Here is a 23,796-nt window from a genome sequence, read left to right on the forward strand (position 1 = left end):
TTATACTCCGAGTCCTGCAGAAGCCGAATTTGACGTCTTGACGGCTGGGTTTGAAACGATTCAGCTATGCCTATGATCCGCCCCGGCTTTCTTTCCGCATCAGACCGTATCGAGCTTGAGGCGTGCGTGCGCCGTCAGCGCGAAGATCACGGTATTGCCCGTCGGGCAAATGCGATCCTGCTGCTCGACGACGGTAAATCCTGCCAGGAGATCTCGGATTTCCTGTATCTGGACGACGACACGATCCGGGGCTGGCATAAAACCTACCTGCAAGTTGGCTGGGATTCGCTTGCCCTCGACGGCTGGAAGGGCGGTCAGTCCCGTATGTCGCAGGCACAGGAGGCTGCGTTGTGCGCTTGGCTGGAAGACCGCTTCTGTCGCTCGACGGTCGAGATCCGAGCACATATCTGTGCTGAGTTTGGTCTGGACTACTCAAATTCTGGCTGCATCAAGCTCCTGGCCCGCCTGGGCTTTGAATACCGCAAGCCCCGGCCCCTGCCGCGCGTGGCGTCAGCGGAAAAACAGGCAACCTTTATCGCGCTATACGAACGCCTGATGCGCAAGTTGCCAGCAGATGAAGCCGTTTACTTCGCGGACGCTGTGCATCCGGAATACCAGACCAAGCCCGCATTTGGCTGGGTGAAGGTTGGATCAAATCCAGCGGTTCTCAGCACGGCGGGGCGTGGTCGCGTGAACATTCATGGGGCTGTGAACCTCGAAACCTTCGATGCACCTTTTGTCGAGCCCACAACCGTTGATGGGGTCAGTGCCGCGCAGCTTCTGACCAAGATCGAGGCCCGCAACCCCGACAAGCGCATCATTCATGTCATCTGGGACAACGCCGCCTACCACAAAGGGCCCGATGTCAGGGCTTTTCTTGCCAGGACGGCTTGCCGCATCCATCTGATCCAGCTGCCAACCTACTGCCCCCATCTCAATCCGATTGAGCGGCTTTGGGCCGTCTTGCATCAATACGTCACCCATAATCGATACTACCCAAGTCAGAAACAGTTTGCCGACGCCATTCTTGCATTCATGCGTGAAACCATCCCGCAGGAATGGAAAAACTTCCGCGACAAGGTGTCAGACAACTTCCGCGTCATAACCCACGAGAACTTTCGGGTTTTGGAGTAGAAGCTGTATATACAGACTTTCTGGATAGGGATTGGCGGGACTTTTCTGAGCCCGCACGCTGGTTTGTCCAGACGCAGTCCCTGAATACCTGCTTCCGAGACGCCCTATCCGCGCGGAAAATTTTCTGTGTTCGGCTTATCATTTTCGGACGCGCGAGCGCTGAGGGCACGATCGCTACCCCCATCGATTTCACGGGTCATGCGCGGGTGTTTCGATCCGTCATACAAACTCAGGAAATTTTTCTGCCCCGGCCTGCCCATTTTCCTTGCCCCATAAGTGGTCTCGCGAGCGCCCGTCCGGGCGCGGCGCTAAACCGCGCGGCGGCTTACGCCGTCTGCCAGATAGAAGGACACACAATGAACATGCAGTTTCCTGACCGCGGGCAAAAAGATGAACGCCCGGCACCAACCTCTGCGCCCCGCCGCTTGCCATTTCTGGCAAAGCTTTCTGGGCGTAACCGCGAGGTTCTGTCAAAATGCCCCAGCGATGTGATCGCGCAATCCTCCAGCCTCGGCGCCGCATTGCTGGTCGCCGCGGCTCTGCATGCGATCGGTTTGACCGCGGCGCTGATCATCTTGAACGTCCCGGTCGAGTTCGCCGTTGTCGCAGCGGCGATCACTTCATCGGGTCTCTTCGCGCTGGACCGGAACGTCGTCCATTCCGTGGATACGGCGGGCGCGCAAGCGGCGATGCGCCGGATCGGTGCCAGCACCCTTTCGGACCTCTCACACTGGACGCATGGTTTCATCAAGCTGGTCCTGCGGACCCTCTTTTCGGTCTTCACTGCCATCGTCATCGGGGGCGCGCTCACGCTGCACCTGTTCGCGCCGGATGCGGCCATGGAACTCGACCGGCGGCAGATCGAGATCGACCGCCCCTTCATGGACGAAGCGAGCGCCCAACTCGACGTGGAACGCGCGGCATTGACACTTAGGGTCGAGCGTGTCGATGCGACCACATCGCAAGAGGCAGACCGGGCGCGGCGGCGCGTTGAGGCCCAGCAAGAACAAATTGGCGTAGCGGAAACCCGCGTCGAGCGCATGCAAGGCGAACGCGATCTCCTTGTCGCCCGTCTTAACGCTGCCCGCCTTGAGGTGGCACGTCAGCGCGATATCATGCATTGCGAAGTCAGCGGGGTCACCGACACCTGTCCCGGTGCATCGGGTATCATCGGTACCGGGCGCCGGTCTGACCTCGCCCAAAATCGTGCGATCGAGGCTGAAGCTGCCATCGAGGCAATCCTCTCCGCCATGTTGCCGGCGGAACAGGGCTTACGCGAAGCGGAGTCCACTTTGCGTGACGTGCGCCGTGTGGCATTGGACGCGCCCACAGATACGCTGACTTCTATGGGTGATGATCCCGTGGTCGCCGCAATGGCTGCTTTGGCGGTCTTCGATGCGTCACGCACGGCGCGCGCAGCTGCTTTGGTGGCAGTGAACCCGTTGCGCGAGACGATCGAAAAGACCAGCCTCGCCAATCAACTTTCTGCTCTCAAGTCACTTGCTGAGCGTGACACCGCGTTCCTGATCGCAGTTGTGGCGGTGAAGCTCTTTACCTTCGCGATGGAGATGATGGCGATCATAGGCGCCCATTTTATGCATCGTTCAGAATACCACCTGCGTCGCGGTCGTATGCTGCGTAATGCTGCGCGGGAATTGCAAAATGGGAACAATCATGACTTCCTCGACGATGCCCGTTTGCGCGAAGCGGTGCGTGAGCAGGTGTGGGAAGAAACCAAGGAAAAGATGGCAACCGATATCTTCGCAGCCAGCACAAAAGCTGCTGGATCTCGGACGACAGTGCATAACTGAGCTGAAGCTTTATCCGCCGGTTTTTCTTCCCTGCAGCGCGCGTCCGAGTGAACGGGTGCGCGCGTGCTTTTAGGCCGCCTTGCAGCTCTTAGGTGTATCGTTTTTTGGCTACGCAGGGACTGCAGCTTGCCCATCGCTTCGGCGTTGATCTCGATCGCACCAGTGCCGCGGCAGGCGATCTCGGCCCGGGAAAAGCTGGGCCGAGGCCCGCGACGACAATTTGCGGTGCTGATCTGCCCATTCGGACACGGTCAGATCCGGATCGGGGCGCATCCCGCGACGCCAAGACCTCAGGATGTCCTCCGCACCGTCAAAACCGAGGTCGAGGTCTGCGGTTAGATCATTGGTGGCCGTGTCGTCACTATCCGAGGTCGACCCGAAGATCGGCAAGGGCGTCGAGTTGCGCTCTGACATGGGTTTCCAGCACCCTCTTCAGGATCGCGGCCTCGATATTCATTGGCTTGGCCGTTTGTTTTTCCACTTTGGCTGCCATTAATGCCGCGACTCTGCTAGGCCATGTGACCCAGACATCGCGTTCCTGTCGCGCAAGCCTAAACACCAGCGTTTCCGCCCGGGCGCGATCAACCAGCGTGCCCTTTTTCTTCTGGATCGCCAGTTGGCGTTCCTGCGCTTGATAAACCGTTAGCGCGGTGCGGACTTTCAGATAGGACGAGCTGTCGGCCGAGCCGCTGAATGCAGTGTCACCGCCGGTGCTGCGCCGCTGCTGGTCCGGGTCGGTCATCTCAGCCCGACGCACATCGGAGGCTGCCGCGTTGATCGAGCCATCGCTGTAGACCACCAAACGCCCCGCCTTGCGGGCCTTCTGGATCGCCCCGCGCGAGATGCCTGAATGGGCGGAATACTCGCGCTCGCTCATTCCTTCCATGGCTTTGCCCGCTTTGATTAAAGCAATGATATTGCTTGTTATTCAGTTGATTACACTCGCCACTAGAGCGATTCTGATGACACAAAAACGATGCAACTCACACCCGGAGATCCCGCCATGACCACAAAGACTAAGGCCCCCAGCGAAGCCCTGCTGCTGGAGATTGCCGCCAAGCATTTTCATCTTGAGACGCTGGAAACCCGCAACAGCGACAGCCTCGACTTTCACGATGTGTCGGTCTGGTCGATCCGCGCCGCACTGGAAGCGACCTTCGCCGCTGGCCAAGCCGCAGCCCGCTGAACAGGAGAGCAGCCATGACCACCCGCCGCGCCACCACCCCGAACGATAAAGCCCTGAACGCCTTCATCTCTGCCAAAGCCGAGATCGACATGATGCTGGAGCGCCTGAAAGCCCTTAGCGACGATCACTTCAACACCCACCCCGACGAAATCAATTGGGGCGACGTTGGTACCCTGAACCATTACGCCAGCCTGCTGCGTCAGATCACCGACAGCGCCTTCAAGGAGGGCGAATACGCCGAGTGAGGCGACCCCGCCTTGAGCCTGCCCCGCGATGGCGGGGCTTGGCCTCATAGAAGCGTGCCGCATCCCGCGCGCCGTGAACGCAGAGGCCACCATGACCAAACTCACCGAAACCCAAGCCATCATTCTCAGCGCCGCAGCCCAGCGCGCGAGCAATCTCGCGATGCCGTTGCCAAAGGGGCTGCACGGCGCTGCCGCAAAAAAGGTCATCAGCATGATGATTGGACGCGGTTGGCTCGAAGAGGTCGACGCTGACCTGCGCAAGGCCGAGCCGCTCTGGCGCGAGACCGGGGATGGTCACGGCACCACGCTGATCGTCACTGACGCAGGGCTATTGGCCATCGGGGTGGAGCCGGTTGTGGTGAAAACCATGGCCGCGATCCGCACCCACGCGACCCAATTCCCCGCGCCCAAACCGACAACGCCGAGAACTGGGACCAAACAGGCGCAGATTATCGCGCTTTTGCAGCGCCCCGAGGGTGCTACTATCGCCGAGATTGTTGTGGCAACTGGCTGGCAAGCTCACAGCGCGAGGGGCATGATTTCCGGGGCGCTGAAGAAGAAGCTGGGTCTGCCTGTCATCTCGGAGAAGGTCGGAGGCAGAGGGACGGTGTACCGGATTTAGTAGCGCCGCGAGCGAGACAAAGTACCTTCCAGCTATAATGGCGCGCCAGGCCGCTATTGCGTCTGTGAACTGATTGCGTCGCGGCGGTAGAATGTCAGGCGAATTGGGCAAAGCCCTCTGGCCGAAACCGGACCACCGCCTCGGGGCCGCGGGGATCTAGGTCGAACAGCGCAGGCCTTGCCTGAAGATAACTGCGCCATGTCTTCTCGGGAAAGCTGCTGATCCGAATGCCATGTTGCACATGCATTTTGGGCGCGAGATCAGCAATACGCATCCCGGCACCCTTCTTGCTGTGTGCGCTTATCATGGCCCTGATCTTTCCATCCATCTCAGTGATCTCGCCTCGTGTTTTGGGCACGAGCTTGAGTGCTTGCTGATTTCCGACTTCGACAAAGCTCGAACAGGTGGCTCTGAAAGACTGCGGTGCCTTTGCCTCGCCTATACCGATGACCTTTGCGCCGTGTTCGCGCAGTCTGAGCGCAAGATGCGTGAAATCGCCGTCGGATGTGGCAATGATGAAGCAGTGCATACCCCTTGAGAGGATCAGTTCCATCGCATCAAGGGCGAGAAAAATGTCGGCAGCGTTCTTTCCTGTGCCCGCATGAACGAGACGATAACCAATCGAGCCATGCCAGTCTGATGCAAGCTTTGCATCCAGATAGGCGCGCACCACAGAAGGGTCGCCTTGCTCTGCGGCAATACCCAGAATGGCTGCGGCGTGTTTCCCGCTGATGTTGTCTCCATCTACAAGCACTGCCACAGGCTGAGTCATGTCAATCACCGTCTAATGTCTGCTGCAAAATCGATATCCGAAGATTGCGCCCAAATTTCGGCACCACCACAAAGCGAGTGTATTGGTTTTCGTTGGCTAGCCGCTAATTCTCAATTCGACCCGGCAGGATTGGTGCGTTCATGCCGCCAGCCTTTTCGCCTTCAGGTCGGCGAAGGTCTCACCCGTTTTCGCCAGAACAGCAGTGGCGCCGGTAAATTTCTGCCAACGCTCGATGGCCACGTCGACGTAAACCGGATTTAACTAGATGCCGAAGGATCGTGGGCTTGCATTCTATGTCGGGCAGCGAAAGCACCAGCGCGACCGAAATTCCACCTTTGAGCGCACCCCAGATCATAATCGCGATCACACCTTTGATGAAGGTCCGAAGCGGTTTCAGCACCGGTACAGGTGACCACCATTCACTGCGCCATTGGATTCAATGTGTATCGGGCGTTAGCCAAGCAGGTAGCGCTGACGAAGCATGCCCGCTGATCGCGGCGGCGGCACAGGCGGCAAGTCCGCCAAACCGAAGTGCACGACCAGACAGACCCGGTCCGTAATGGGCATATTTCCCCGAATTGGTCATCACCGCCCGGGTTATAGGGGGAAACAGCGGCTCGGTGATCGAACACCAGTATAGGTCGGGGAAGACCTGCACGCCCGCATCTGTCAACGCGGACAGCGTTCCGTCTGCTTTCGCAAGGGCGATGACATTGCGACCAGCGGTGACGATTGTGGCAATGCGCACAGACCGCCCCTCCAGGGCCTTTGCCAGCGCATGGCATTCGATCAGCGACGCATGGGGACTGCCGATCGCGACAAGATCAACGGTTTCCGGGCCATTGTTCAACTGCCGCCAGGCGTCGGTGGAATCGGCAAGCGTCACGCCTATGCGGGCGGTGCCCGGGGAGGCCGCGCCAGCGGCCTCGGGCGTGATGCCTTCAATATGCAGCATCGGTGCGGCAGATGTTGTGCCAAAGGCGGCGCACATCGCCTTGAGATCATCGCGGCTGGGTACACACTGGCCGAGCCCGGTCAGCAGCGGGATCCGGTCGGGTGATTTCAGACCCGCCACATAGCCGATCAACGGCCAGATCGCATCATCGGCACCCGTCGGCACCTCGATGTCCAGAACCACCCGCGCTCTGCGCTCGGCGTCAATATAAACCCCTGAAAGGGGTGCGCGCCCGGTGACAGCCATGCACAGATCCAGATAATCCGGATGTTTCAAGGTGCGCGCGCCAAGGACCGTATTGGCATAGATCACCGCATTGGATTCTGCCCAGGCGATGGACTCGCCCTGTTGCGGGGGATCGTCCAGCAGGTAGGGCGCGCAGGTAAAGGTCGGCTGGCAACCCATGCCCACATAAGCATCCGCCAGACGCGAGGCGGGCGCACCAAAACGGGCCGGCACGCCTTGGCTGCGCCAGTTCTGCCGATCAACGGAAATGGCATTGATGGTGGTCGGCACGCGGACCGACGCGCCCATTTCAGCCATCTTCTTGGCAAAAATCAGGTTGGCGGGGTGGGCATAGATGCATCCGTCGATATGCCCGCGTGCGATATCGGTCAGCCGGGTTGCCCCTTGCTGGGCCGCGACCGTGCAGATGATCCGCATGGCCAGCGCCGCCGCAGGGCCGTCGCGCCCGTCCCGAACGGCGCGGTCCTCGTCCGTCAAGGTAAGCTCTGCCGTCGGGTTTCTGGAGATTGGAATGCACAGGCCGTCACCGATGAGTGCACCCGCCTCGATCTTTAGCCAGACCTGTTTGGACAGGGTGGCGAACTGGGCGGCTGAGACGCGCAGGACCGGAAATCCACATCCGAACACCTCGCCCGCGATCAAGGATCCAAGCGTCAGGATATCTTCGGCCTCGGAAAAGATCAGCGCGGCGGGTGCCCTGGCGTTCAGCGCCAGATCCAGCATCACACCAGAGCCCGAGCATGACCCCCGGCTGGTTGGCATCATCAGCACAGACCCCGCGACCTGCTCGCCGTGCAAGGGGTGATGGGCGTCGATGACGTGGGCGGTAGTTGGATCAACGCCGCCCCAGAAACTGAGACCAAGCGAAGCTGCCAGAACCGGGCCCTCGGCGGTTCCTGCGACGATAGACGAGGCGCTGTCACTGGTCATTTTGCGATCAATCCATGTGCGAGACAGTTGTTGGTGAAGAATGCATCGCAGCGCGTCATTGTGGCCTAATCAGGCACCGGGATGTCGGCTCCTATGATCTGGCCCAGTTCCAGCAACAGATCCTCTCGGAACTGATCGGCCACCAGTTGCACACCGACAGGCGTGGTCCCAACGGCCCCAGTGGTGACCGTGAGGCCTGGCAGGCCCATCAGCGGCAGGCCGATCTGCGGGGTTTGCGCTTCGATCACGGCGTCGAAATCCGCTTGCGAGGCGGTGTCGCGGTGGTTGGCAAAGGGCAGCTCGCCCGACACCGGCAGGAGCAGCACCGGATAGGTCGCGAAGAACGCCCGCCACAACCGGACAAGGCGCAGCCGTGCCGGGAACATATCCATGAACCCGTTCAGGTCGGTTTCTGGCGCATGACGGCTCAGGTTTTCATAAATAAAGATCGCATCAGGGTCACCCTCGTCATAAATGGCCGCCCCACCCGTACGGCGCATTTCGGCCAGCCACAGGCTCAGTTGCAAGGCCACGGCCTCTCGCAAGGGAGGGGTGGCAACCTCTTCGACCTGCCAGCCAGCGGCCTCGGCCTTGGCTGCCGCCGCTTGCAGGGCGGATTTGATCGCGGGGTCCACGACCATGCCGTCGGGCTCCATACACAGAGCCAGACGGCGTGGCTGGTCGGGGCCGGACAGCGGCGCAGGCACCCACCACGGGTCACGATCATCACGGGCGGCCATCGCATGTAGCGCCAGCGCGAGATCGGGGATCGAGCGGGCAATCGGGCCCGATACGGCCATCAGTTGCGCCCCGATCATCCTGTCCGGGCCGCTGGAATTATAGGCGGGCACCCGACCCAGCGACGGCCGCAGGCCATGCACGCCGCAAGCATAGGCGGGGTAGCGGATAGATCCCGCAATATCAGTACCATGGCCGATCAGACCCATGCCGCTTGCCACGGCTACCGCCGCCCCTCCAGAAGAGCCGCCGGGCGTCAGGTCGGGATCGCGCGGGTTGATGGTCGCGCCGTGCATCAGATTGCGGGTAAACCACCGCAGCGAAAAGGCGGGCGCATTGGTGCGGCCGATGATGATAGCCCCTGCACGCCGCAGGTTGGCCACCACCGGGTTGTCTTCGGCGGCGATCAAGCTCTGCTGCAGGCGCAGGCCGTTCGTCGTGGCAAATCCTGCCTGATCCACATTGACCTTTACCGTCACGGGTATTCCCGCAAGGGGCCCCGGATCCTGACCCATGGCCAAAGCCTGATCAACCGCGTCAGCGGCGGCAAACGCCTGCTCATCGCAGCGTTGCACGATGGCATTCAGGGCTGGGTTCAAGGCATCGACCCGGTCCAGCGCGGAGGCCACAAGCGCGCGAGCGCTGGTTGCGCCAGTGGCAAGGCGTGCGCGCATTTCCGTGGCAGTCAGGCTGTGAAGATGTGACATGGTCGTTCCTTCGCTGGCTACCTGTCATATCCCGAAAGGTAGTATGGCACTTTCTTGAACAGCTCTGGTCTGAGTTTGTGCCAGTCTTTCATCGCCTGCAAGGGCGACTTGCTGCCCAGAGCTGATCGCGCAATGGGAGGCATCCACACATGGCTTCCGACGCCTGGCTTCCGGCAGGGTGGCTTCCGCAAACTGGATTCCCTGGATTCCGAAAAGAATCCAGCGCGCCCAGGTCGTGAATCGGCAAGCCTTTGATAATGGGTCAGTTTTTCCGAGATGCAGCGTCAGGTGGATTCCGCCTGGATTCCCCGGTGAAAGTGCCTGTCGCTAGCGAAATGCCGCGCTGCGCCCCCCCGCATACGAATGCGAGCTGGGAGGAACCATGCCAAGGGGGGGGCGGCGCTGAACCCCATTGCCCAGCGCCTTCGTGTCAAGCGCCGGGTCTTATGTCCAAGTTCTTGTTAAGCACCTGTTCGATGTTCTGGCTCCAAGCCGCCTTGAACGCCGGGTCAGAAGCAAACAGCTTATAGAGCTCCAGTTCGTCCTTTCGCCGTTTCAGCATCACGTCCATGAGGATTTTCTCCAACGCTAGCCCTCGGTTGAAGGGGTCAGCGTTGTCCTCGTACTTGGCCGTGTAGTCCGGGTGCGCACGGATGCTGTTGACGATATTGACGAATTTGACCCGTTGCTCTTCTGGCGTTGCGCTCCAGCCCTGAAACCACCGCTCGTTGAAGCTACGAATAATGTCATCTAGAGGATCAGTTTCCGGATCGCCGTCGCGGTTGCCGCGCGGGTTCGGGTTCTGCGGGGTCAGTTCCGTATCAGACGCATCAAGGCCGATCTCATGGTTCAGCTTCGTGCGCTCCAAGCCGTAGGATGACAGATCGACGGCCTCCAGCAGTTCATCAAGCATGTCTTGATTGGGATCCTTGATCTTGAGTTTGGGGATCAGGAACTTCAGCAGCCAGAACAGCTTTTCCCATTCCAGCACTTCAAAGGGGATGATCGACGCCATCTGACCGTAGATCTTCACGAACTGCTTAGCCTTGATCTTGAAGTCGATCTTCTCGGCGTCAGGCAGCTCCAGTTCGGCGTTGAAACGGTTGGCCGCGATATCGATGATCGGGCTGAGGGTCTGGGCATCTTCACCGGCAAAATACCGGGTCACGAAGTCTTCGACCTCCTGCCATTCGTACACGCCCACTTGGTCTAGCGCGTCCTTCAGCTCGTGCAGCACGTTGACGTCGGTCGCCTCGGACAGCGTGGTTACGGTGTAGAAGGGGTCGAAGGCAGTCTTGATGTCATCGACGCTGTTGAAGAAGTCGAGAATGAACAGGTCTTCCGTCCGTTTGCCCAGCTTGGGGGCAGAACGGTTGAGGCGGGACAGGGCTTGGACGGCCAGCACGAACTGCAGCTTTTTGTCCACGTACATCGCGGTCAGCTTGGGCTGGTCGAAACCGGTCAGATACTTGTTGGCCACGATCAGCAGCCGGTAGTCATCGGTGTCGAACTTGTCCCGCGTTTCGCTTTCGGGAAAGCCGTTCATGTCAGCTTCGGTGTATTTCACCCCGTCGACGGTCTTCTCACCAGAAAAGGCGATCAGCGCCTTGAAAGGGTTTCCTTGCGCATCGAGGAGCTTCGTCACCGCCTTGTAGTAGCGGATCGCGGCCTCGATGTTCTGGGTGATGATCATCCCTTTGGCTTTGCCGCGCAGCTTCTTCGTGTTCACGACCTGCGGGATGAAGTGGTCCAGCATGATCTCGGCCTTGGTGTTGATCGTGTGCTGGCTCCGCTCGACATAGGCGCGCAGCTTCTTCTGGGCCTTCTTGGTGTCGAACAGCGGGTTTTCCTCCACCGACTTCTGGATTTCGTAATAGCTTTTGTACGTCGTGTAGTTCGCCAGCACGTTGAGGATGAATCCCTCTTCGATGGCCTGTTTCATGCTGTACAGGTGGAACGGCTTGAAGCTGCCATCCGGCTGGCGCTCGCCGAATTTCTCAAGCGTCGTTGCCTTGGGCGTGGCGGTGAACGCCAGATACGACGCGTTGCCGCGCATCTTGCGCGATTGCATCGCCGCCAGGATGCGGTCCTGCGGATCGTCCTCGTCCGGGTCCACATCGCCCGCGCCCATCGCGCGGTTCATGTTGTCGTGCGCCTGGCCGCTTTGGCCGCTGTGCGCTTCGTCGATGATTACGGCGAACCGCTTGTCGCTCAGGTCTGATATGCCGTCGATGATGAACGGGAACTTCTGGATCGTCGTGATGATGATCTTCTTGCCGTTCTCCAGCGCCGCTTTCAGGTCGGCTGACCGCAGCGCCGGGGCGACGATGTTCTTGACCTCGGAGAAATCCTTGATGTTGTCGCGCAGCTGTTTGTCCAGCAACCGGCGGTCCGTTACCACGATAACGCTGTCAAACAGTGGTTGGTCCAGACCGCGCGCGCCGGGCAGGCTGGTGCTTTTGGGGTAGGTTTCGATCAGTTGATACGCAGCCCAAGTGATTGAATTCGATTTGCCCGACCCCGCCGAATGCTGGATCAGATAGCTGTGGCCGACGCCGTTGGTGGAGGCATGATCGAGCAGACGGCGCACCACGTCCAGCTGTTGATAGCGCGGGAAGATCAACGATTTCTTGGCCAGCGGATTGGCCGCCTTGCCTTCCAGCAGCACGAAATGCTGGATGATGCCCGCAAGGCTGGCGGGCTGGAACACCTCTTCCCACAGATATGCGGTCTTGTGGCCGTTGGGGTTGGGCGGGTTGCCCTCGCCGTTGTTGTGGCCCTTGTTGAAGGGCAGGAAGAACGTCGCGGGGCCTGCCAGTTTGCTGGCCATGAACACCTCGTCGGTGTCCACCGCCATATGTACAAGCGCGCGGCCGAACTGCAGCAGGGGCTGGGTTGCGTCGCGGTGGTCGCGGTACTGCTTTTGGCCGTGAAAGCGGGCGGTCTGGCCGGTCCAGGCGTTTTTCAACTCCACCGTGATCAGGGCCATGCCGTTCAGGAACAGCACCATGTCGATCTCTTCCAGCGGGTTGGTCTGGCTATAGCGGACCTGGCGGGTGATGCTGAAGATATTGGCGGTGAAGTTTTCGTGGACGCGGGCGGCAGAGCTGGCGAGCGGCGCGGGATACATCAGCGTCAGATGCGCATCGTCAACGTCGAGGCCCTTTTTCAGCAGATGCAGCAGGCCGTTCTTCTTGATCATCCGATCAAAGCGTTCAAGGATCTTGGCCTGCCAATCGGACGGATTGCGCGATTCCAGCTTGGCCAGTTCCTTGCCCTGTGTCGCGTGCAGAAACTGCCAGAACATCGCGGTGTCGAGGGCGAACTGAGCGTTGAAATCACCGGGCAGGCCGATGCGATAGGGGGCGCTGCCCACTGGCGCGGGCTGGCCAGCCAACTCTTCGGTCGTGTGGCCGGTCAGGTGTTTTTGAATGGCCTGTTCGAGTGCGATTTCGCGAGTGTTGCTGACCATGCTATCCCCTAAATGACTTTGATCTTGCCGGTGACGGCCGCGTTGATCAGGCTGGTTTTGTATTCCTTGAGCGCCGCGATCTGGTCTTGCTTGATGGAAATAGCGTCGTCAAATTTGGCCGACAGTCGATCAAGATGATCAATGATTTCACCTTGTTCGAACTGAGGCGGGATCAAAAGCGGGATATCCATGAAGCTGTCGGTGTAAAGGCGGTAAAACCCTTCAACGATGCCGCGAACCCGAAGCCTGAATTCGCCGAGGTATTTGGAGGTTTTGAAGAGAGACTCATAATATCGGCTGGACGCGCCCGCGACGAAAGGCCGGAACACAGAATAGTCTGGGCTTACAAGGCCTTCCATCGAAGCGATCGAGAAGACCGCAAGATGCGCCTTCAGTCGATTTAGGACCAAGTCACCTTCCCTGACTAGTTTGGCCCCCTCATAGCTTTCGGAAACCAGAGATTTTTCCACTAGGTTGGCCGGGACAAGGCCAAGTTTCTGGCTCATCGAAAGATGCTGTTCGGTGCCTTTGGCCGAGCGTTCATTGATCTCGACAAACATGTGCTTGTTGCGCTTCACTTCCCAATGCGCGGGGATTTGGCCGATCCAGTCGATGCCGCTGTCTTTCATCGGAGCGGCGGGGTTCAGGCCGCGGGTGACGGCGTCCTGAATGATGATCTGCCGCCGCTCGCGCAGCAGAGCGATCTGGTCTTCCTTGATCTTCACCGCCCCGTCGATCTTGGCGCATTTGTCATCAAGGAACGCCGCGATGGCGCGCTGTGCAGACAAAGGCGGAATCGGCATCAAGGAGTAGGAAAGCTCTTCAAAGCTGATGTTCTTGCCCTCACGGATTCCCACAACCGAAGTTTGAAGTTCGGAAATGAAGGCGTAGCTTTTGAACAAATACCGATAATAGCCGCTATCGAGGTTCGCGTGGCGTCGCTTCAAAACTGTGTAGGCCGGGGAAATAATGCCGTCATGATGGCAGTATTCAAGGCCGCCCTCGAAGGATCGAAGGCTGATGGCAAAGTCTTCTTTCTCGATGAACTTGAAGCTTTCGAGGTTACCTGATGGCATGACCATGCGGTTTTCAACCCAAGTCCGCGGAACAACACCTTGTCCTTGGGTGACCGAAAGCAAAGTCGCATCGGGTTGCCCCTTTTGCGAGTGATCGCGAAAGAGGTACTTCATCTTTTTGATGTCCCAATCGGTTGGAACTTCGCCCAGCCATTCCGCGTGGCTGTGCTTTGTTACTTCCGGCCTTGCATAGCCATAGGTGTCCATCATTCCACCTCCGACAGCGCCGCCACCGGCACTCCCAGAATGTCCGAGATCAGCCCGTCTGCCTGCTGTTCCAGCGCCAGAATATCCGCCGTCACCGCGCTTAGGCCGCGCAGGGGTTTGTGGCGGTAGAAGTATTTGTTGAAGCTGATCTCATACCCGATCTTGACCGTGTCGAGGTTGATCCAGGCCTCATCGACATGGGGCTTCACCTCGGCCCGGAAATAGCGGTGGATGCTGTCTTTCAGCGGCACAGACTCGCTATCGCGCAGGTCGGCGTTGGAGGCGTAGGTCAGCCAGCTGCCGTCGGCTTGCCTATACAGGCCGAAATCACCCAGATCGGCCACATCGCAGCCCAGCCGTGCCGTCACCGCCGCAAGCTCGGCGTTCGTGAAACGCAAGGATTTGTCGATGACCTTTTCCGCATCCTCGGCATACCAGCTGACCGCGTTCAGGATGGCGTTTTTCTCGGTCGCCGACAGCTTTATCTTGCGGGCCTTCAGCGCCTTGGTCACGCGTTCGACAAAGGCGTTGTAATCGGCGGTCTCGTCGGTGCCGACGGCCTGCATCAGCGTGTGGCCATGCGCCAGCAATTCACGCAGCCGTTTCCAATTGGCGGTATCCAGCAGTTTGGCGCGGGCGCTGGCGTTCAGGGTGATGCCTTGTTCCTCGCACCAGACCATGATCGGCTTGGCCTGGTCCTTCAGAAAGCCAGCGTCATAGACCGCCTCGCCATGGGTGTCCCACAGATGCTCCATCGGTTCGCGCAGGGATTTCTCGAACCGCAGCGGGGCCAGCCGTTCGCCGCTGAATTGTGCGCGGCGGCGGTCGGGGCGTTCAATGGTGACCTTGTGATAGCCGAAATCGGTGTTGTCGAAGATCTGCACGGCAATGCCAGTGGGATCGCCATTGGCGTCAAGCTGGCGTTCGACCGGCTGGAACGCGAGGGTGGCGTTGGTGATCGCGTCAATATCTTCGGGCCCAAATTCGCAGTTCTTGTCGCCAAGGTTCTTGCGCAGTTTGCGGTACAGCAGATTGGCGTCGATCAGCTGCACGCGGCCGCGCCGGTCAGCGGGTTTGGCATTTGTCAGCAGCCAGATGTAGGTGGTGATGCCGGTGTTGTAGAACAGGTTGTTCGGCAGCTGGATGATGGTGTCGAGCATGTCGTTTTCGATGATGTGGCGGCGGATGTTGGACTCGCCGCTGCCCGCATCGCCAGTGAACAGGCTGGAGCCGTTGTGCACGCTCGCGATGCGCGCGCCGATGGCGCTGTCCTTGGTAGACTTCATCTTGCCCACCATTTCCATCAGGAACAGCAACTGGCCGTCGCTGGAGCGCGGGGTGGCGTCCTTGGTTTCGATGGTGCCCCAGTAGTCGGCCAATTCGACCTTGAAGCGCGGGTCGATGACGTCATTGCCGTCCTTGATGTGTTTCAGTTCGCTGTTCCAGCTTTTGCCGTAGGGCGGGTTGGACAGCATGAAGTCAAAGCGATTCGCGGCGAATTCATCGGTCGAGAGAGTGGAGCCGACCTTGATGTTCTCGGGGTTGTTGCCCTTGATCATCATGTCAGATTTGCAGATGGCGTAGGTCTCGTCGTTGATTTCCTTACCGTAAAGGTAGACGTCGCCAGTGGCCTTGATCTGGCCATCGGGGTCGATGACGTAGTTCTGCGATTCCGTCAGCATGCCGCCACTGCCGCAGGCGGGGTCATAGATGGTCATGACCGGGGGCAGGCGATCCTTGATCGGGTCGAAGACCAGGTGCGTCATCAGATGGATCACCTCGCGCGGGGTAAAATGCTCCCCCGCCTCTTCGTTGTTTTCCTCGTTGAACTTGCGGATCAGCTCTTCGAAGACATACCCCATGCCGAGGTTGCTGAGGGCTGGGAGCGTGTTGCCGTCCGGGTCTTCGACCGGGTGCGGCGTGAGGTTGATGTAGGGCGAGATGAACTTTTCCAGCACATCCAGCAGGACCTGCTTGTTCGCCATGTGCCGCATCTGTTCCTGCAGCTTGAAGCGCGAGATGATCTCTTTGACGTTGTCGGAGAACCCGTTCAGGTAATCTTCGACATTGGCCAGCAGGATCTGCTGATTGTTGGTGGCAGTGGCGTGCACCCGCTTCAGCGTCCACTTGCTTGTGTTGAAGAACACATAGCCGGAGGCCGCCTTGAGCGGGGCATCGTCCAGTTCGGTCTCCTTCATTTCATCCTTCTGAAAGCGCACTTCTTCCAGAACGGCAGCCTTGGTGGGTTCAAGCAGGGTGTCGAGGCGGCGGAGGACAACCATCGGCAAAATAACATCGCGATACTTACCGCGGACATAAACGTCGCGAAGGCAATCATCCGCGATTGACCAGATGAAAGAGACGAGCTTGTTGTGTGCAAATTGGTTCATGGATGGGTTCAGCAGTCCTGTTGTCATGCCGGTACGTGGAGTGCGGCAATTTTGTTAATCGAATTAGGCGGTTGGCCCTCGATGCTGTCGCTCACAGTATGAGGTGAGCGGTGATGTCGCAACGGGGTGGTTCAATCCTGGGGTGATCGCAGCTCCGAGTGGGGCCAGTTCGACCGTCGTTCCATGGTGATCTGGGCCTCAAGTTGCTCGATCCGTCGATAGAGAGCTTGGCGATCCGCCACTGCAGCTTCAACTTTGGCCTGCGTTTCCTTGTCGGGCAGTGGAATCGCCAAGCTTTTTAGATCCTTCATGGCGATTGTCTGAATCGCAGATCCTCCAGCCAAAGACTTCAGATGCTCCTGCACCACTTCATCCGACAGATATTCGCAGAGGACACGGGGCGAGAGCCTATGCCTGCCTTTTAAACGCAGGATCATCAGAGACTGACCAGCAGCCCAAATGGTCGATGACCCTTCTGCAGGAACGTCGTCGGGCACGATTCCGATTTTGCCGACGGCACCTTTGAAGGCAATCAGCACATCGCCCGGCCTGAGCATCTGATTAGAGGCTTTTCGATACTGCATACGATCAACGGCAATCTTTCGCGATGGATCAACGACATTGCCGTCATCTGCAATATCCGCTGGGGCCGCTTCGAGAACGACATACTCACCGTCCTCTTGTTGGGTGAGCGCTGCTGGCCGGATCATTTCGACAAGATCTGCAAGTTCAGCGACATCTGACTTTGCAAGCAACCGGTCAATCGCATCGCGTGCGTGGCGATCAAGGTAGCGATCAACTGTGAGGGTGTAACCTTCTTCCCTAATGCTACGCAGGTCGATGTCGCGTGCGAACGCTTCCGTCCCAGTCAGTTCCATATCCGGAAGTTGCGACCAATCGACTCCTTTGCGAATTTCCAGCCGACCACGCTCCCGCCTGGAAGCGAACTGTTCGTCCGAGAGGTTGATGAAGCGGATAGTGGCGTGGCTGGTTCCCTTCGACGAGAGCAGGAGCAGCGCCGTGTTGATGGAGGTGTTTTGAAACATCATACTTGGGCCGATGCCCATGACAGCTTGTAGTCGGCCAGAATGCACCAGCTCCTCGCGCGCAATGGCCTCAACACCGACAGCGCGGAACAACGCCCCCTCAGTAACGGCCAAAACGGCGCGCCCTTTCGCGTTTAGCAGAGCATCGGCAATTGCCACGCTTTCGCTCGATAGCCGACCGTGACGGCCGCCGAAAATACCAAGGTGTGAGAGCGTGGACTCGGGCACGTCTCCAGCGCGCGACATGTCGAAACCAAAAGGCGGCATGATTAGTTCTGCGTCAAAAGCTACTTGGCCTGAACGCATCCAAGGGTTCGCGTCGCTGACCTTGATGTCGAGATCAAGAATTGCAGCTATTTGCGCAAGAATTCGGTTGTCCTGCTCCCAGCCTGCATATTCGATGAAGGTCGGCATAAGCTGATTCTTCCGATTGATAGCGAAAAGCAGGGCGGGTCTGAGGCTTAACGGGTAGGAAAAGCGCGCGCTTTGGGCCTCGCCCAACAAGCCTAGTAGCTCTTGCGCTGCGTCCTGCCGGATCCAGAACTCTCCAAAGTCGCGGCCTGCGATGCTGTCCAGCATTGTGGATAGTTCGGACATTCGACGGTCCATCGGGGCTTCGAGCAGTGCCTTGGCGGCAACTTGAATGAGCGCGTCGCTACTTTGCTGCTCCAGATTATTCGCGATCGACGCGCTATCTCTCCAAGCATCTCCCTTGCTAAGATTCGCGGCCGCTTCGATGACTGACGTCACGATTTGGCCTGTCGAAAGCGGCGAGCCACGCAGATTGTTCAGGACTTCCTGGAAGGTCATGTGAATTCCAAAATCAGGAGTTAATTGTTTTTGTGCCGGGCCGGCAAAATTTTTCGGCTCGGTATGTTGTGACCAAGCTGTCACTAGCCGCTACAACGATGACCCCACCCTTGCGCTCGGCATCATCGAGGAACTTCAGCTTTCGCCGAAGCTCGCACATTTCTGCGCGGATGGTCTTGGTGTCTAGGACATACCGATCGCCTTCGATGCGGCCAAGATCAAGGGCTAAGCCAACCAGCTCCTTGCGAATGCCGCGTTGGTTCATGCGAGCGTCAATGTGTGTGGTGGTATGCATCGGTTCGCCTCCTGTTGTTGGATCATATATGAGACACTCCCGGCAAGAAGGCAATAGCAAATTGTAAAAAGCAGAAGATAACTTTTAAGGCAGCGCCATGCAGTTCGATTTGGGATTGGTTTGGGGATGTGCTGACCACGGCGTCACCTTCGGCATCGCCTCCGTCACCTCCATCTCCCGCAGCATACCACCCGCCACCAGCCCATCGCGCACCCAGCCCAGCGCGTGCCACCAATCCTCATAACCGCGCCGAGCGGCTGCGATCTGTTCAGGATGCGGTCGCCAGGTGATTGGGCAAGCCAGAACCTCGACCGTGCGCCACTTGCCCCTTGTCAGTACCCGCTCTGTCCCGACGACGATTGTTGTGGCCCTCTCGCCATGCTGATTTTGCTTGGTCTCCATTGGCACGCAACGTGGCACGGCGCCGGGCATCCAATCTGGGGTTATCCCAGCGCGCGCCATTTCGGCCACGCTGATTGCCATGCGGATGCCGCCGAGCCTGTCGGGAATCCCGGCAACGTTGGCGGCGATCACTTCGGCATCCGCATGGGTGTAACTGCCCATCTTGTGCTGACCGCCGTCGACCTTGCAGCCCAGCGCCGCACGCTGCAGCAGGATATATTCGAGGCCAAACCCGAAGCCTTCCTCGGTTACATTCTTTGGTGGAGGAAGTTCCAGCTGCGCTTGTTCCACCCGAAACGCCCATTCCAGCGCCGCTTGCACGCCCAGCGCGCGCTTCACTTTTGCACCACCGGCGCGGCCAATCCGTCCTTGCATGCTCATTGCCGCAATCCTTCAAACAGGTTCATCTGCGCTGGGCCTTCCGGCCCGTCCGTCGGCCGCCAAATCCAAGGGCCCGAGGCCATGGGCAGCTGCGAGAGCGCGCCACGCATGTGCTGCTGCCAGTGGATGAACTCCGTTCCCGAGCAGGCGTAGAGCGCGTGCCCGATAGGCCAGCCCATCAGCCATCCGACGAAGAGCGGATTCAGCCGCCGCCGCGCCCGGCCCTTCAGGATCCGCCGCGAGGCGGCGCGCCCATGCGAGGCAATCATCGAAGCCCACAGCGGGCGCGAGATCGGGAAGTGCGGCGAGGACCGCCGCCCATGCGCCATGATCACCGGGCCCGGGTGGGTGAAGCCCTGTTCCGCCCGGTAATGCAGAATATCCATCCGGCTTTTGCCATCGGCGCGGATGATGCTGGCTTCGCTCGATCCCTTCCAGTTCTGCGCCGCCGGTGTTGGCCACTGGATCGCCTGCGCCGACAGCTTGGGTTCGCCCCGGCTGTTGATCTTGCCACGCAGCCGATCCATCTGATCGTCCGCCACCGGCGTCTGCCATTGCGCCGCCTGCGCTGGCAGGGGGGGCATGCCGCCCGAGCCGTAACTCTGGCCCGGCCCGCCTTTCGCGCCATCCGTGGCTTTCGGCGTCGACCAGTTCGTTATGCCCAGCGCCAATGCCTCGGCTTTGCGCGTGAAGTCGCTGTTCCCGGCCGGGTTGTAGCTGGCCGTGCCGGGATGCAGGCTCATCGGTGTGGGCCAGGATGAAGATCCGCATCCGCTGGTGCGGCGCGCCGACTTCTGCCGCGCTGAACAGGCCCGCCGCAGGCGTGTAGCCCATGCCCCAAAGCTCTCGCAGGACGGTTTCAAGGCCGAGTGTGACATGCCCGGAGACGTTTTCGAGGAACACCCATTCTGGGCGACATTCGCCAATGACGCGGGCGACCTCTGGCCAGAGGTGGCGCGGGTCGTCTGCACCGCCGCGTTTGCCAGCGGCGCTGAAGGGCTGGCAGGGATAACCGGCGAGGACGATGTCGAATGCGCCGCGGAACACCCGGGCATCGAAGCTGCGCAGATCGTCCCAGATTGGAGCGGGCGCAAAATACCCTGCGCGCTGGGCGGCAATGAGCACAGTTCGGGGCCAGTCTTCCCACTCGACGAAGGCGCGGGTGTGATAGCTGGATTCGGCGAGCATGAGGCCCAGATCAAGGCCTCCGCCGCCTGCGCAGAGGGACAATCCATGCCGGGGACGTGACACCATGCCATTCACCGGATCCCCCGCATCCGGAGCCGTTCCGCCGTGACAAGACCCCGGCCCAGCATCGCATCGCGCACGGTGTTGTTGATCGCGCTGACGGGCAGGTAGCGATCAGAATTGATGATCTCGGCGTAGAACACCGGCAAATCGACGATGGGCTTCGCGGTCGACACCGGACCAGCCTTGCCCTTACGGCGCTTCCGACCAGCGTCATCCGTCTTGCGCTGGGCGGCGCGCTGCATGGCGCGGTCGAGCGCCTTTGGGCCATCGGGGGGGTCGGGATGATCCTTGCGGCTGTCCTTCGCCGCATCGACGATCTCGGCCTCGGTCAGCCCCAACTCGCTGCGCCAGCGCTGGACGTGCAGCCGTGCCGGTGTCCCTTGCCACCAGCCCGGCAGGGCGGCTGGGTCCAGGCCCAGCGCCAAAATCAGATCTGCGAAAAACTGATCAAATTCGAAATCGCGCGCAGCTGCGTCCTCCTCCTCCTTTACTGGTTTACTTAGTGGTTCCCTTACAAGGTTAGTGTCCGGATTCCGGACACGGCTTTGGTCATTTTCCGGACACGGCTCAGGGCAAAATCCGGACACGGCTTTTGGGTCAATCCCGTGTCCGGATTCTGGACACGGCTCGACCGATATGCGGGTATCGGAGCCGATTTCAGCCGCAGTTTCAGCATTGTGGTCGATGGAAGCAAACCCGTGTCCGGTTTCCGGACATGGAACCACATCGGCGGGTGTGAAGCCGGGTTCAAAGCCCAAGATGTAGCGGGTCGGGAGCTGTCTCTTGGTCACCGGATCGATGCGCGGCACGCGGCGCAACAGGCCCACGGTTTCCAGCTGGCCGATGTGGTCATTCAGCGTTGATCGGCTGATCTCGCAATCATGGGCCAGCCGCGCCTGCGAAGGGAAGCAGCCATAGTCGGGATTGAACCGGTCGCAGAGATGCCAGAGCACGATCTTCGTGGTGGGTTTCAGCCCGCGCTGCTTGATGGCCCAGTTGGTGGCGTCATGGCTCATGGCGCAGTCCTCCCAACAGGGGCGGCGATGCGCGTGGTAAAACCGTGATCAGCCAGCGCGCCCAGCGCGGCGTCGAGGCTCCGCACCAACGCCCAGCCAAAACCCTGCGCCAGCACGGCATCACGAAACGCCTCTTGCTCAGGGCGCAGGCGGCCTTTGGGAGCTTTCAGTTCAAGGAAGAGCACTCGGGCATCGCAAATAATCATCAGATCGGCAAAGCCCGCATGAACGCCCATGCCGACGAGGATCGCCTGGCGCTTGGCACCGCGGGGACCGGGTTCGGTTACCTCATTCGCGCAGTGATGCACGATGGCCGTGCGGGGCAGGACGACGCGCAGGGCTTGTACGACCGCACGTTGCAGATCGGCTTCTGGGGTGCCACGGCGGTTCATTGCCCGACCTCCCCGTTTTCATCACGCTGGGCCTGCCGGATCGGCCGCCGCGCGTCGATCACCACCAAGAGCACGCAGGCGTCTTTGCGTTCACCGGGGGTTTCCCCATGCGTGACCAGAACATTGCATGCCAGCCGGATCAGGTGGTCGCTGTGATGGGCGACATCGGCGATGACGGCGCGGGCTTCGGTCAAGCGGTCGGCGGGCCATGGGGCATGGAGGTAAAGGTTCATGACCGCCCCCGTGATTTGCGCACCTGATGCACCTGTTCCTGCGCGCGGATCCAGTCTTGAACGGCGATCCTGCGGTAAAGCGACTTTCGCCCTATGCGTGTGCAGGGCGGTCCCTGGCGACGTGCTTCCCATCTGGCGAGGGTGTCCGCTGTGATGCCAAGTTCGCCTGCCAATTGCTCGCGGCTGATCCAGTCGGCCAGCAGGTTCAATGGTTCATGCGGGACTTCGGGCGGGGGTTGTTTCATGGCTGCTCCATTTGCCTCATGCCCCTCTCGCGGGGGCACGGACAGCGAAGCAGACCGCGAGGGGCGGAAGACAGGCGGAAGGTGGAATTGAAACCCGACGACCAATTCCGGCCCTTTTTTCATTGGGGTTTCAAGCGTTTCTGATTGATGGCGGGAGGGGGTCAGCGCCGACAACCCGTCTAATATCGCAAGGCTTTATGCGCCCGTCACAGGACGAAACTGCTCGTTCTTCCTGGCAGGTCAAATTGGCGGGCACTTAACAGTGATTCGCAGGATTTGCCTGTGGCGGAATTGCCTGAACGACCAATTCCGGTCCCGCGCCGACGACATTCAACGGCACTCGAATGTTTGTTGCGGCAACCGACTGCATTGACCGACTATCACGGGTTCGTGATTGCGTGCTCGCCCATAGGATGCGTATTCTGGGGGTGAGCAGCAAACAAGAATCGAAAAAGACGAACACAGCCAGGCGCCAGCATCCCGAGGGATGCGGCTCTGGCCCACAGGCGATTTTCCTCGACAGAAGGCTCAGCACCTAACCCGTCCGCATGCGTTGCATCGCGGGCTTTGTAACCCCGCATTCTGACGGCTTTTGGCCGAACTATGTCGCATGTCTGAAAGGATTTTACCTATGCCTCTCCCGCCTATCGCCTTTTATTCGATCTATGAACTTTCTGCGCGCTGGGGCTGTCCTCCGGCAGATGTCGCAGGCTGGGCCGCAGCCGGGCATTTTCAGGTTCTGGCGGGCATCCCGCCGGTCAGCTGTGGTGACGAGACTGTCGCAGGGCTGGTCGAGGTGCCGATTGCCGAACTAATGCCGATGTTCCGCCGGTATGGCCCAAGCGATGAACTCTGCCGTCTGAAGCGTGTCCTGCCGCCCGGAAGCAAGGTCTGGCTGAAGGTGACCGATCCACCTGATGGCCTGCCCATCCGGTCCTCGGACCTGCTCTTGGCCGCCCACACGGTGCAGCAGTTTGAGGAAGAACGTGATCTGATGCGCCGACCAGCCGCGAACACGGGCGCTGCCCCGAGATATGAATGGGACGCGATGTACGCGTGGTTGACGTGGTTCGTCTTCGAGAAGGGCGTGCCTGAAAGCCAAACAGCGCTGGTGGCGTTGGTACAGGAATGGTTCGTGCAAAACTCTCGGTCAGGCGAGGTGCCAGAGGAAAGCACCATCCGTAAGCGGTTGGCAGCACTCTGGCGCAAACTGCGCGGCGAAGAACCGGTCTGA

General features: G+C 59.7%; 22 protein-coding genes and 4 pseudogenes. 7 read left to right on the plus strand and 19 right to left on the minus strand.

Annotation, left to right across the window (positions count from 1 at the left end):
• Positions 1-72 precede the first annotated feature (72 nt).
• Both H147_RS0117310 and H147_RS0117315 read left to right on the plus strand, forming a co-directional pair.
• Entirely contained in the window at positions 73-1,134 is a 1,062-nt protein-coding gene (locus H147_RS0117310; protein WP_019955459.1) for an IS630 family transposase, read from the plus strand.
• Positions 1,135-1,490: 356 nt separating this feature from the next.
• The gene (locus tag H147_RS0117315) at positions 1,491-2,945 is read left to right on the plus strand and encodes a DUF4407 domain-containing protein (RefSeq protein ID WP_019956660.1); all 1,455 of its coding nucleotides are present in this window, start codon (positions 1,491-1,493) and stop codon (positions 2,943-2,945) included.
• A 165-nt stretch (positions 2,946-3,110) separates the two neighbouring features.
• Here H147_RS0117315 and H147_RS21430 read toward each other — a convergent pair.
• Positions 3,111-3,359, minus strand: a pseudogene (locus H147_RS21430) (phage terminase large subunit family protein); the annotation flags it as partial.
• On the minus strand, positions 3,307-3,831 hold the full coding sequence (locus H147_RS0117320) for a hypothetical protein (RefSeq protein WP_019956661.1): 525 nt from the start codon (positions 3,829-3,831) through the stop codon (positions 3,307-3,309). The pseudogene H147_RS21430 and the gene H147_RS0117320, both read right to left, overlap by 53 nt.
• A 117-nt stretch (positions 3,832-3,948) precedes the next feature.
• Between H147_RS0117320 and H147_RS0117325 the strand changes: the two genes are divergently transcribed.
• From H147_RS0117325 to H147_RS0117335, 3 genes are read left to right on the plus strand one after another with little or no spacing between them, the layout of a single operon-like run.
• A complete protein-coding gene (locus H147_RS0117325) occupies positions 3,949-4,131 on the plus strand; it encodes a DUF6900 domain-containing protein (protein ID WP_019956662.1) in 183 nt (60 codons plus the stop codon).
• A gap of 14 nt (positions 4,132-4,145) precedes the next feature.
• Positions 4,146-4,376: a hypothetical protein gene (locus H147_RS0117330; RefSeq protein WP_019956663.1), complete on the plus strand. Its 231-nt coding sequence runs from the start codon at positions 4,146-4,148 to the stop codon at positions 4,374-4,376.
• A gap of 28 nt (positions 4,377-4,404) precedes the next feature.
• Complete coding sequence (locus H147_RS0117335; protein WP_019956664.1) at positions 4,405-4,998, plus strand: DUF3489 domain-containing protein; 594 nt, start codon at positions 4,405-4,407, stop codon at positions 4,996-4,998.
• Positions 4,999-5,092: 94 nt separating this feature from the next.
• Here H147_RS0117335 and H147_RS0117340 read toward each other — a convergent pair whose 3' ends face one another.
• From H147_RS0117340 to H147_RS0117360, 6 genes and pseudogenes are all read right to left on the minus strand, one after another.
• A complete protein-coding gene (locus H147_RS0117340; protein WP_019956665.1) occupies positions 5,093-5,770 on the minus strand; it encodes an NYN domain-containing protein in 678 nt (225 codons plus the stop codon).
• Between the two features lie 271 nt (positions 5,771-6,041).
• A pseudogene (locus tag H147_RS21435) lies at positions 6,042-6,179 on the minus strand (cation:proton antiporter); the annotation flags it as partial.
• Between the two features lie 27 nt (positions 6,180-6,206).
• Positions 6,207-7,901, minus strand: a complete 1,695-nt coding sequence (gene lhpI / locus H147_RS0117350) for a cis-3-hydroxy-L-proline dehydratase (RefSeq protein WP_026352650.1) — start codon at positions 7,899-7,901, stop codon at positions 6,207-6,209.
• A gap of 65 nt (positions 7,902-7,966) precedes the next feature.
• Positions 7,967-9,346, minus strand: a complete 1,380-nt coding sequence (locus H147_RS0117355; protein ID WP_019956668.1) for an amidase family protein — start codon at positions 9,344-9,346, stop codon at positions 7,967-7,969.
• Positions 9,347-9,363: 17 nt separating this feature from the next.
• Positions 9,364-9,480, minus strand: a pseudogene (locus H147_RS21440) (IS481 family transposase); the annotation flags it as partial.
• Between the two features lie 296 nt (positions 9,481-9,776).
• Positions 9,777-12,548, minus strand: a complete 2,772-nt coding sequence (locus H147_RS0117360) for a type I restriction endonuclease subunit R (protein WP_211216596.1) — start codon at positions 12,546-12,548, stop codon at positions 9,777-9,779.
• On the opposite strand from H147_RS0117360, the gene H147_RS21275 reads away from it, so the two are divergent.
• A complete protein-coding gene (locus H147_RS21275) occupies positions 12,486-12,830 on the plus strand; it encodes a hypothetical protein (RefSeq protein ID WP_211216598.1) in 345 nt (114 codons plus the stop codon). The genes H147_RS0117360 and H147_RS21275 overlap by 63 nt on opposite strands.
• Here H147_RS21275 and H147_RS0117365 read toward each other — a convergent pair.
• The 11 genes and pseudogenes from H147_RS0117365 to H147_RS0117415 all read right to left on the minus strand — a co-directional run bounded on the left by H147_RS0117365 (position 12,827) and on the right by H147_RS0117415 (position 22,562).
• Complete coding sequence (locus H147_RS0117365) at positions 12,827-14,104, minus strand: restriction endonuclease subunit S (protein ID WP_019956670.1); 1,278 nt, start codon at positions 14,102-14,104, stop codon at positions 12,827-12,829. The genes H147_RS21275 and H147_RS0117365 overlap by 4 nt on opposite strands.
• Positions 14,101-16,518 carry a type I restriction-modification system subunit M gene (locus tag H147_RS0117370; RefSeq protein ID WP_311135633.1) on the minus strand — a complete coding sequence of 806 codons (2,418 nt, stop codon included), beginning with the start codon at positions 16,516-16,518 and terminating at the stop codon, positions 14,101-14,103. Before H147_RS0117370 ends, H147_RS0117365 begins: the two co-directional genes overlap by 4 nt.
• A gap of 104 nt (positions 16,519-16,622) precedes the next feature.
• Entirely contained in the window at positions 16,623-18,347 is a 1,725-nt protein-coding gene (locus tag H147_RS0117375; protein ID WP_019956672.1) for an N-6 DNA methylase, read from the minus strand.
• 13 nt (positions 18,348-18,360) lie between these two features.
• Positions 18,361-18,642: a hypothetical protein gene (locus H147_RS0117380; RefSeq protein WP_019956673.1), complete on the minus strand. Its 282-nt coding sequence runs from the start codon at positions 18,640-18,642 to the stop codon at positions 18,361-18,363.
• An 84-nt stretch (positions 18,643-18,726) separates the two neighbouring features.
• Positions 18,727-19,425 (minus strand): hypothetical protein, encoded by a 699-nt coding sequence (locus H147_RS0117385; protein ID WP_019956674.1) that lies wholly within the window; start codon positions 19,423-19,425, stop codon positions 18,727-18,729.
• Entirely contained in the window at positions 19,422-20,168 is a 747-nt protein-coding gene (locus H147_RS21445) for a hypothetical protein (protein WP_019956675.1), read from the minus strand. The genes H147_RS0117385 and H147_RS21445 overlap by 4 nt, the downstream gene beginning before the upstream one ends.
• A gap of 4 nt (positions 20,169-20,172) precedes the next feature.
• A pseudogene (locus tag H147_RS21450) lies at positions 20,173-20,679 on the minus strand (DNA cytosine methyltransferase); the annotation flags it as partial.
• A gap of 5 nt (positions 20,680-20,684) precedes the next feature.
• Positions 20,685-21,692, minus strand: coding sequence for a helix-turn-helix domain-containing protein (locus tag H147_RS0117400; protein WP_019956677.1), 1,008 nt, complete (start codon positions 21,690-21,692; stop codon positions 20,685-20,687).
• Positions 21,689-22,084, minus strand: coding sequence for a VRR-NUC domain-containing protein (locus tag H147_RS0117405; protein ID WP_019956678.1), 396 nt, complete (start codon positions 22,082-22,084; stop codon positions 21,689-21,691). Before H147_RS0117405 ends, H147_RS0117400 begins: the two co-directional genes overlap by 4 nt.
• Positions 22,081-22,317, minus strand: a complete 237-nt coding sequence (locus H147_RS0117410; RefSeq protein ID WP_019956679.1) for a hypothetical protein — start codon at positions 22,315-22,317, stop codon at positions 22,081-22,083. The genes H147_RS0117405 and H147_RS0117410 overlap by 4 nt, the downstream gene beginning before the upstream one ends.
• Positions 22,314-22,562 (minus strand): helix-turn-helix transcriptional regulator, encoded by a 249-nt coding sequence (locus H147_RS0117415; protein ID WP_019956680.1) that lies wholly within the window; start codon positions 22,560-22,562, stop codon positions 22,314-22,316. Before H147_RS0117415 ends, H147_RS0117410 begins: the two co-directional genes overlap by 4 nt.
• Before the next feature lie 631 nt (positions 22,563-23,193).
• Between H147_RS0117415 and H147_RS0117420 the strand changes: the two genes are divergently transcribed.
• Positions 23,194-23,796 (plus strand): hypothetical protein, encoded by a 603-nt coding sequence (locus tag H147_RS0117420; RefSeq protein WP_019956681.1) that lies wholly within the window; start codon positions 23,194-23,196, stop codon positions 23,794-23,796.

It is taken from the genome of Yoonia vestfoldensis DSM 16212, from assembly GCF_000382265.1.
GTDB classification, from domain to species: domain Bacteria; phylum Pseudomonadota; class Alphaproteobacteria; order Rhodobacterales; family Rhodobacteraceae; genus Yoonia; species Yoonia vestfoldensis.